At 38.8% G+C, this 10094-nt stretch carries 10 protein-coding genes and 3 pseudogenes; 8 read left to right on the top strand and 5 right to left on the bottom strand.

The window, feature by feature from the left end:
• Window positions 1-61: 61 nt before the first annotated feature.
• A pseudogene (locus G614_RS28605) lies at window positions 62-304 on the top strand (transposase); the annotation flags it as partial.
• 310 nt (window positions 305-614) lie between these two features.
• On the opposite strand, the gene G614_RS0122380 reads toward G614_RS28605, so the two are convergent.
• A complete protein-coding gene (locus G614_RS0122380; protein WP_027643698.1) occupies window positions 615-2243 on the bottom strand; it encodes an HD domain-containing protein in 1629 nt (542 codons plus the stop codon).
• A 2-nt stretch (window positions 2244-2245) separates the two neighbouring features.
• The gene (locus G614_RS0122385) at window positions 2246-2605 is read right to left on the bottom strand and encodes a hypothetical protein (RefSeq protein WP_027643699.1); all 360 of its coding nucleotides are present in this window, start codon (window positions 2603-2605) and stop codon (window positions 2246-2248) included.
• 243 nt (window positions 2606-2848) lie between these two features.
• Here G614_RS0122385 and G614_RS34735 point away from each other — a divergent pair.
• Window positions 2849-3031: pseudogene (locus tag G614_RS34735) on the top strand (transposase); the annotation flags it as partial.
• 224 nt (window positions 3032-3255) lie between these two features.
• Here G614_RS34735 and G614_RS0122395 read toward each other — a convergent pair.
• Window positions 3256-3591, bottom strand: a complete 336-nt coding sequence (locus G614_RS0122395; protein ID WP_027643700.1) for a hypothetical protein — start codon at window positions 3589-3591, stop codon at window positions 3256-3258.
• A gap of 54 nt (window positions 3592-3645) precedes the next feature.
• Window positions 3646-3768 (bottom strand): hypothetical protein, encoded by a 123-nt coding sequence (locus G614_RS28610; RefSeq protein ID WP_330367068.1) that lies wholly within the window; start codon window positions 3766-3768, stop codon window positions 3646-3648.
• A 128-nt stretch (window positions 3769-3896) separates the two neighbouring features.
• Between G614_RS28610 and G614_RS0122405 the strand changes: the two genes are divergently transcribed.
• The 3 genes from G614_RS0122405 (at window position 3897) to G614_RS0122415 (ending at window position 6586) form a co-directional block, all read left to right on the top strand.
• Entirely contained in the window at window positions 3897-4748 is an 852-nt protein-coding gene (locus G614_RS0122405) for an AraC family transcriptional regulator (RefSeq protein WP_027643701.1), read from the top strand.
• Window positions 4749-4883: 135 nt separating this feature from the next.
• The gene (locus tag G614_RS0122410) at window positions 4884-5834 is read left to right on the top strand and encodes an ABC transporter ATP-binding protein (protein WP_027643702.1); all 951 of its coding nucleotides are present in this window, start codon (window positions 4884-4886) and stop codon (window positions 5832-5834) included.
• Window positions 5831-6586: an ABC transporter permease gene (locus G614_RS0122415; protein WP_027643703.1), complete on the top strand. Its 756-nt coding sequence runs from the start codon at window positions 5831-5833 to the stop codon at window positions 6584-6586. Before G614_RS0122410 ends, G614_RS0122415 begins: the two co-directional genes overlap by 4 nt.
• Window positions 6587-6704: 118 nt before the next feature.
• Here G614_RS0122415 and G614_RS0122420 read toward each other — a convergent pair whose 3' ends face one another.
• Window positions 6705-7907: a helix-turn-helix transcriptional regulator gene (locus tag G614_RS0122420; protein WP_027643704.1), complete on the bottom strand. Its 1203-nt coding sequence runs from the start codon at window positions 7905-7907 to the stop codon at window positions 6705-6707.
• Window positions 7908-8145: 238 nt separating this feature from the next.
• Here G614_RS0122420 and G614_RS35205 point away from each other — a divergent pair.
• The 3 genes and pseudogenes from G614_RS35205 to G614_RS0122435 form a co-directional block, all read left to right on the top strand.
• Window positions 8146-8297: pseudogene (locus G614_RS35205) on the top strand (transposase); the annotation flags it as partial.
• Window positions 8298-8424: 127 nt separating this feature from the next.
• Window positions 8425-9798 carry an MFS transporter gene (locus tag G614_RS28615; RefSeq protein ID WP_049948100.1) on the top strand — a complete coding sequence of 458 codons (1374 nt, stop codon included), beginning with the start codon at window positions 8425-8427 and terminating at the stop codon, window positions 9796-9798.
• A gap of 70 nt (window positions 9799-9868) precedes the next feature.
• Window positions 9869-10094, top strand: a 226-nt coding sequence (locus G614_RS0122435) for a helix-turn-helix domain-containing protein (RefSeq protein WP_242828185.1), incomplete at its 3' end; no start/stop codon positions are given.

Consider the following 10094-nt stretch of genomic DNA (forward strand, 5'->3'; position numbering starts at 1 on the left):
GTAAATTTAATCAAAAAGAGGGTTTAATTCCCCGCAGCTTGCTGCGTAACAAACTTTTTCAATCATCCAAATAGTGAAGAGCATCATAGCCCGGGAGGTGTTCGCGAAATGTCCACAAGTGAAGAAAAAATTGTGGGGAGGAGAATTCTGGACAGATGGCTATTACGTAGCAACGGTGAGTGAACATGGGAATGAGCAAATCATAAGTAGATATGTGAAAGAACAGGGACAGGAAAAAAATTATAAAACAATCTATAAAAACGTAGAGAAAACAAAGCAGTATAGCATATGGGATTATATGTAGAGGTTGCAACCTTCGATACCCCGCAGCTTGCTGCGGGGTAGTTCATTTAGTTGTTTTAAAGCCTTTGCAGCAAGGGCTTTAAAGTCATGCCCGTCTATCAAAAACTGGAGTCCTTTCTAAAATACCATTTAATAGGCGTTTGCGAAACGCCAGACCCCGCATAAATACGGGATTTTTTTTGCTACAAAAAAAACATCTCCTCAATGGTTTATGGTACAATAGAGTTGCCTAGAAACTATCAACCAATCCACCAAAAAGGAGATGTACCTACATGATAACATATAAACAGCTCTCTTTGCCAGAATACTATTTAAAAAACAACATCTTTAAAAAGTTTCTTACATATCTCTTGATTGTCTATATCATCGTTATCTACATCAAGACTGTCTTTACGCTTATAAAAAAGGTAAAAGAAGTTATCTCTATCTCTCTCCTTGGCCTCTATAGCGGATACTATTTTCCCTACAGCTGCAACCTTTTCCCCATCTTTCGTCTGAAAAGCAATATTCGTTGCCGAGAAATCAGGCTTACCAAAACCGCTGTTAAACTGTGATGCCATCAATATAACAAAATTACAACTAATACCTTTTTCGTTTGCATAACCTTCCAGAGAATGAACTACCTTTAAAATCATCTCCTTATTTTCTAATTGAACCTTTTTGGTTTCCGGGTCCATATCAGTAGCAAGCAAGGTCTCTTTTTCTTTTTCAAGTTTGGCAATCAATGAATCATTTATTACCCAAGAATCAGTACTTTTGATTAAGTATTTCGCTGTAACACTCATGGCCTGTTCAAACTTTTCCAGCAAACTTCCTCCTGAAGCCATATCTAATACAAAAGCTTTATACTCAGCCTCTGATTTCCAAACAGGATGCCTTCTTATCCTGCGCTCAAAAAACTCTTCACATAATTGGCTATAAAAAGGATTTTTCATTAAATAAATGATGTCATCATCACACAATAGGGAAATAGATAAACCATTTTCAAACTGCTGTCCCTTTTTACTTAATGACTCCAGTGAAAATAACTTTTTATCGTCATCATCAATTTTTTCACTAAGGTATCCAATGATATGTTGGAGTATATATGCTTCGTATAATACGACTGGATGTGTTTGAATCCATTTCCTTTCTGCATCGTGGGCATAAACAACGTTCTCAATAACACTTATAGCGTTTTTGTAATATGCTATTTTATACTTGCCTTTATCTTTTGATATTGTAAGTGAAGATAGAAGACGTTCAAAGTCAATACTGACTGTATCAAAACCCGTAATGTATGCATCCCGAATAAGGTAATCCAGTTTATCAACGTCTATCACTTTGGAATTGAGCATTGATATAAAGCAATTCTTTATATTATTTTCTATTGTTCCTTCTGAATATTTGTACCCAGTAATACAACGAGCAAAAAACTCTTTCTGCTCCACGCTATCAAAAAACATCTCAAATTCAGATATGCCAATTATTGCACTCATTATCTCATGAGGTGCTGCGGCAGAACTTGAATCTTCTGGAATATCTTTTGAAAAATTCTCATTTCCAATAGTTTCTATCAGTTTGTTATGTAATTGTGTATAATCATGATCTTTTCCAAGATAAAACCCCTCACCTGTATGAGAAAACGGGGCATGGCCTACATCATGTAATAAGCATGCAAGCTTAAATAGTTCTCCAATTCCCTCTAAATCCATAGGCGAACTGACCTTTTCCTGCACTTCTTTTATCAGTTGATTAACAGTTAATTCTCCCAGATAAAAGACTCCCATCGAATGGACAAAACGATTATGGACTGCAGAGGAATAAAGCGGAGAATAACTAGTCTGTATTACTCGACGTAGTCTTTGAAATACAGCCGTATCAACAATATATGTCATATAAGCAACAGGAATCTTTATATAGCCATAGATAGGGTCTTTAACTCTTTTGTAATCTTTCATTACTATGCTCCCAATACTTGTACTGAGCGTTGATTCATAAATGCCAATAATACATCCAAAGCTAAATACCCTCTAAACTGTTGGATCAGATCCTCTACTTCTTTATCAGCCTTTAATTTAATACCCCTTTTTCCGTTTTGCTCTCCTTCTTCAAAAAATTCCGAATAATTTCTAAAAAGTGCATCCGTATTTTCCCTTGACAATATAAGAACAGCTTTTTCTCCGTTCTCCTTTAAGATTTGAACCACCTCTGCCCCATACAATTCAATTTCGTTGTAAGTAAGAAATCGCCGCCCACCCTTTTTCAGCATCTCAATCATTGCGTTTGCTGCCAAGTCTTCGATTCCAATGTAAAAGCACATCTCCGCCACTCCTTTTTGTTTATAATTGGCATTTAAGCCGTAACTGCATAAATACAGTATTTATCTACAGTAAAATAAAACCAACGCTTCATTCATTTATGAAAAAGGCGTTTGAAGAATCTATATATTTCAAATAGCAATCGCAAATGTTTTCAGGTATCTTTTATAAAACAGAACCATTTACTGAAAATAGTCCCTTTTTTCTACTGCCTGCTTAAATTATATGCCACTTGCACCTAGAGAGTGTTATCCATTATATCATTTTTTTATTCATATTACAATCGGATTTTCTGCCCCAGACAACGCCAATTTAGGCTATTTAAGCAAATATCGGATGATATCAAACAATTCTCATATGAGATGTGCCAAAAACATAAAGTAATCATCAGATACATGGAAACGGATAAAGACCATATTCATTACATGAGGAAACAGAGCCAAATTCCGCAAAAGTGTGAATAACTGCTCGTCTTTTACTTTTCCCATAATTCTACCCGTGGGATCAGATGATTCATGCCCTCCCAGTCAATCCCTGCCGATTTTATCAGATTTTCCGGGAGAAGATGGATGTAATAAGCCGTTGCTCCAGATCCTTGTGCCCCATGTATGTCTGTAAGTAAGGCAGACGGGAACTGAGGTCTTTCTTTTCGTCAAGCCACCGGTTCAAAACAGCAGTGGCAAATCGATGCCGGAGGTCGTATACTCTTACTGAGGGAAGAAGGTCTGTATAAGTCATGCGGAAGTAAGTGCTGAGCAGGAGCATAGTCTGAGATTTCTTTTCTGGACAGCCGTTCTTTCTGTAACCCTACATATTCATTTGTGATTTCAGGATCGTAAAAAGAGATGCCTTTTTTGCCGTAGTAGATTGCAAACGCCCTCAGCCCCGGCTGAATGTTTGTCCATATGCTGGATTCGCTGTAGCCAAGCCTTCTGGCTTCCGCAACCATCCGGGCAATCATTTCCAAAAAGGCAAGAAAAAACACCATGAGAGCAGATTTCCCATAGTGTTCCTGTAATTCTGTTCAGTTGTGGACAGAGGATTATTCTTCCTCCTGGTTCGCCTCCTGTATACCTTTGGCCGTGGCGGTGATGATCGTGAGTTCCTTACTTTCCATCTCGTCCAACAGACTGTCAAGCTGCCGCCGCTGGGTAGACTTATCCACTTCCTTATCCGGGAAGAAAAACTGATCGACGGAGACCTCTAAAAATGTCACCAGTTTACAAAAGAGTGCACAAAAAGAGAGGAATTAAAAAATCGTATGCGTTATGATATTTACTAGGAGGTTAGAGGATGGAATGGTTGAAAAATCTAAGCAACGCCGTTGAATATATTGAAGGTCATCTTGACACAGAAATATCCTACGAAGAAGTGGCGCAGATTGCGTGCTGTTCAACGTACTATTTTCAGAGGTTATTTTCCTATGTTGCGGGTATTCCATTATCAGAATATATCCGCAAACGCAGGATGTCGCAAGCTGCTTTTGTATTGCAAAGGACAGAGAAAAAAGTATTGGACGTGGCATTTGAATATGGCTATACATCACCAACAGCTTTTAATAGGGCATTTCAATCTGTTCACGGAATTACCCCTGCTGCTGCAAAAAATCAGGGTATCACATTAAATGCCTATCCACCGATCAGGTTTTCCGTTAGTGTCACAGGAGGAAATGCTATGTCATATCACATTATAGATAAACCCGCTATGCGTTTTGTTGGTATTCGTACTCCCATGATAGAGGATATGGAAGAAAATCAAAGGGTTGTTCCGCAATTTTGGGAGAACGTTTTGTCAGGCAGTCAGTTCATGCAACTGTGTCAGATGGGTGATGAACTACCTAATAGGATTATGGGAGTTAGCGTCTATGAAGACTCCAAAAATATTTTTTACTATATTGCGGCTGCTTCGAAGCAGGAAGTACCTGCCGGGATGTTTGAATTTGAAATCCCGGCTGCAACATGGGTAGTATTTGAAAATGACGGCTGTTTCAAGGAGAATGTGCAATCCGTTTTCCGCCGTTTTTATACAGAATGGCTTCCGTTTTCCGGCTATGAATATGCGGGATTTCCAGATATTGAAGTATATCCCGCCATGGAGGGAAAACCACTAAACGGTCATTCCGAGGTATGGATTGCAATTAAATAAATTAAGGAACGTACCTACGGAGGAAATCCCTGCGGGAAGTGGTATTGAAGCAAAAGAGTTTCCGCGTTCCTAAAAGGGAATCCTGACAAATACATTACTGAAATTCAATTCCCAATCAAGGAGGACTGATTTTTTATGTACGCTATCCAAGTAGATAATGCTGTAAAGCAGTATAAAAATGGCGTACAGGCATTAAACGGATTGAGTTTATCCGTCAAGGAGGGTGAAATCTTTTCCCTGCTGGGACAAAATGGAGCAGGAAAATCAACGCTCATTCGCATCTTGACAACTTATTTGTGCCCAACCGCTGGTGAGATCACAATGATGGGAAAGGACATTTATAAAGATACCGCTGTTATTCGTTCTCAAATTGCCTGTGTCGCACAACAAACCTCTATTGATACTTATCTTTCCTTAGAGGAAAACATGATGTTCCAGAGCCGCCTTTATAAAATCCCCAAAGCAGAGGCAAGACGACGCATGGAAAAACTAATCTCTGATTTTGGATTAAGCCAGAATAGAAAATACCCGGTATCTTCCTATTCTGGTGGGGAAAAGCGGCGTTTGGATATTGCACTGAATATGATGGCTATTCCTAAAATCCTATTTCTGGATGAACCGACTGTCGGCATGGATATTCAATCCCGTATTGCGATGTGGGACATGGTGAAGAAAATCCGTGACGACTTCGGCACAACGGTTTTTCTTACTACACACTATCTTGAAGAAGCGGATAGTTTGAGCAATACCGTCTGCATAATGAAAGACGGGAAAGAGGTCATACAAGGAACACCAGACGAACTACGTTCTCTGCTTCGGCAGAATAACTTGCAGGTGAATTTTTCTTCAAGCATAGAAGCCAAAATAAACCTTGTATTACTTCAAGAGCATTTTCAAGACAAAGAGATATTCCAGCGTGGAAATGCTGTCGTTATCAATACATACAACAGCCATTCCGATATGCCAGAAATCACATCGTTTCTTCTGGAACAAAGTATTCCGTTTGTTGGTGTTGAGATCACCGAACCTACATTGGAGGATGTGTTCTTACGCTTAACGCGGAACGGACAGGAGGAACAAGCATGAGTGTTTTGACAATTCTACACCGGAATATGAAATGGCGTTTCCATAATGCCTTTACCATTGTTATCACGATATTACAACCTATTCTTTGGTTAGTCCTATTCAGTTCGGTTGCAGAACAGACAATGAAAAGCACAGGCATAGAAAATTATACTGCATTTATCTTCCCCGGTTTGGTAGTTCTTGTGAGTTTTTCTGCTTGCAGTAGCGGAGGGATTATGAATTACCTGATGAAATCTGACGGAAGTTTTTTCCGCATTTTGATTGCCCCTGTCCGACGAAGTGCTATCGTTTTAGGTCAACTGTTAGAAGCTGTCCTATGCACATTTCTTGAAGTTAGTATTATGGGACTGGTGAGCCTGCTGTTTTCCGTTAGAATTGCGACAGGAATTGACGGATTTTGTATCATTGTTCTATTGATATTCCTGACAGCGTTCTTCATGTCAGGTCTGGCATACGGTATCAGCCTTATACTTCCGAATGAAGTAGTTTATGAAACCGTGATGAATGCTATCGTCTTGCCTGTATTCTTTTTAAGCACTGCCTTATTTCCCGCAGATGAAATTGGCGGTGTGCTGGGAACAATAATCAACTTAAACCCATTTACCCATGTAATCAATGCGTTGCGTTCTCTGATATTATACGGACATATTGAGATCGGCGAACTACTTTTCGTCTTTGCGCTATTTGTAGTCATGGCTGGTATCAGTTTTGGATGGGCTTTGCACCAACTAAAGAAAGAAACGGCACTATAACTTCATAATGTTTCGATCTGTCCGCGACGGCAAAAGAAAAAAAGCCGTCGTACAGCAGACACACTTTCACGCGCCTATTCTAATTATCCTGATATATTTTGCGAAATTTAAAAAAGTTTTATAATCGATGATATTTACGATATTTTCCGGGCGTACAGGAATAAACACGCTTAAAAAGTTTTATAAAATAGTTAGAATCTTCAATTCCGATCAAGGAACCAATATCTTGTAAGCTAAGATCTGTGTTACATAATAAATTAGTAGCATGGAGCAGTCGTATTCTTTGAATATAATTTCCGGGTGTATAACCTGTCTCAACACGAAATGTAGAAATTAGGTGGTTTGTACTAACATTTAGCTCATCCGCGATCTGCTCAACAGTAATATTTTGAGAATACTGATGCTCAATATAATAAATGGCGCTTGTAGTTAAATTGCTATATTGATGTTTTTTGTGGATACTAATTTCCTCACAGAAGCGTTTAACCATTTTTTCTTTTTCTTTATATATTTCTTCCACGGTTTTTGCATTAAATGTAGAAGAAGTATGATTCCTGGAAATTAGATCTACAGTGGTAGCGGGAAGTCCAGCGCGCATCGCAGCAATTCTTGCCATTGTACGGACGATACCTGCCCCAATTCGTTCATTTTCTAAAGTAGTTCCAATTTGTTTTAGATATGCTACATCACGTTGCATATTTCTTAAATTAAGAATCGCGGCATGAGAGTTACCTTCTTCGACATCATGGATAAATCGTTGCTCTAATTGGTAACGTTCTCTGATTAGCTCAGAATAGTTTTGACGGAGGGGGAGGTCGTCATTTGTAGAAAGCGCATTATAGATCTGCTTCGTATAGTCGATCATTTTAGTATTCCAATTAATAACATCTGGTTCAATTACATGGGCAAAGGAATACGCAATATGTAAGGCTTCCCTTTCATTAATAACAGGTAATTGACTCCTATATGCTAGAAAATCATTTACAGATAGCTGTTTAGAGATATTATATTTTTTAAAATGTTTTACACAGTCTTGTACGGTCATGATTAATGAGCAAAAAGGTCCTATCATAAAAGGCTGATTGTTTAGAAGCAATGAGATGAAATGGATTTGTAACGTATCTGTAATATAATAAATTGTTCCAGACTCTAATGAATGAATAAAGCTGTTTAGGTTAAGTGGTTCTAAAAAGCCTTGGATTGTATGTAGCATATGAGATTGGCTAAATCCAAGAAGTAGTTTTTTTGAATTTATTGGTTGTATTTGTAAATGAAAAATGTCATTAATTAATTGACAGGCAGTTTGTAATTGAATATTCATAGTTATAATCCGCCTTTCTGCGAAAGGCACCGATGGGGTTATGAAACATTTCAAACTCCATCTTCCTTTCGTCTTTTTTTGTGTTATTCTCCTCTTGTAGGCTGCTGGCAAACTACAGAACCTGAGGAGGTGAGTGGCGGGGCTGTATAGCGGCAACCCCGATAGTTATATAGGTCGGTCATCCGTTAAGGCATCAATGAATGGCGCAAAATGTCGCTCCATTTGCAGATGGGCGCTGCAAAATCCGATGACCACCATCCCCATTCTCTCTGAGATTGGTCCCGACATGTCGGTGTTTCCGTCATCGAAGCATCTTATTTCCTGGGCCGGTTGAGCCCACGCAACGACAGGAGTGCCAATGCCCTTATCAAATCCAAAAAGCACCCTCAATCATCCTATTTGTTTCAAACTTTGTCCCCTCAGATTGATTTTTTACTATTAATAATGATTTTATTCTATCATAAAGAAAGTGGAAAGTGCTAGTATTTTGTTATAAATTTATGAGGAGGTAAACTCAATGCAACAAGATGGGGAAAGATATTGGGTTGGAAATGGGATACACCGAGTGGAAAACTGGAGACTTGTTGGATTTTCTGGGGTAAATCTAGCCGTGAATCTATACATGGGATTGACCATGTATATGTCTTACTACTTAAATGGATTTGTAGGAATGGCTGTTATATTCGCCTCTAGTTTTTCAACGATTATGAGGTTGTGGGATGCTGTGACAGATCCTATGGTTGGGTTTGTCGCTGATAAATTTGGAAATCGAGTGGGGAAAACGAGAATATGTATGACAATTGGTGGGGGATTATTGTTTGTGAATAGTTTCCTCATGTTTCGCGTAACCCATCATTTGCCAGAAGCGGGAGTAGCCAGAGGGGTATTTTTTACGGTATTTGCATTGTTGTTTTATGTTGGCTATACCTTTTTAAATGTAAGTATGCATACTGGAAATGTATGCTTGACGAATGATCCGAAACAACGTCCGTTTTCAAGCGTTATAGGGACTATATTAGTTCGTATGTCACGAGCACTGGTTCAGATTTATGTGGCGTCATTGGTTGTGAAATATGGAAAAATGTCTTCGATTGGTGTATTTGAAGATATGTGGCTGCTGACAGCGGTTACGGCTAGTATTTGTATTGCAGTTGCGTTTATTTCTATTGCACCAAAGGATATACCAAAATTCACAGCGATCTCGAAGGAAAAACAGATTGTGAAGTTTGGGGATTATGTAAGGGTACTGAAAAAAAATAGACCACTGCAAATGCTGATTGTATCAGCAGCGACAGATAAACTGGCAGCAAGTTGCCGGATTAGTGCAGTAGGTGTTGTTGTATTTGGTATTATTATTGGTAATTATGAGCTGAACGGCGGATGGACCCTATATACTACGATTTTTGGCCTTGTGATGATGACGCTAGGCGTTGGTGCGATTGGGAGTAAATTAGGGCTAAAAAAAGCCATGCAAGTAGGAAGCTGGGGGGTCGTAATTTTTAATACAATCATTATTCTTTTATTCTTATTTTTAGACCCTAAAACCTTAAATCTACCCGGATATGTGAATGGGTATGGCGAGCCATTTACGCACCTTTCATTGTTTACTGTGGGACTGTTACTGTTTTCTATTGTAGCAGAAGGCGCTCAAATGATATGTACCTCTGCAGTTCCTCCGATGATAGCAGACATCAATGATTATGAAGCAAGCCAGAGCGGAAAATATATAACAGGTATGGTGGCAACAATTTATACCTTTATTGATAAGTTTATATCTGCAATGGCACCAATGCTTGTTGGGTTAGCATTTGCGTGGATTGGTTTTAAGGATACATTACCAGATGTGGATACCCCATGTACTGCAGCTTTATTTACTTTCGGACTAGTATAACTCGATTTTAATAAGTTTACATTATTATCCTGAAATGGTATAATACTTATAGACCATTTCAGGAGGTAAAATGATGCCAAAGAGTGCTACGCCTATTTTTCTTTCCAATGATGATAAGTCATATTTAAAGTCCATTCTACAGAAGGGGACTGTTGAAGCCAGAGTCCACAGGAGAGCCAAAATCCTCTTATTAAAATCAGATGGCATGGCAGATGAAGCCATTGCTGACAAACTCGATATTTCGAGACCGACGGTAAAGCTCTGCCTGAAAAAATATATGGAATCAGGCGTGAAAG

The organism is [Clostridium] clostridioforme AGR2157, from assembly GCF_000424325.1.
Lineage (GTDB): Bacteria > Bacillota > Clostridia > Lachnospirales > Lachnospiraceae > Enterocloster > Enterocloster clostridioformis_A.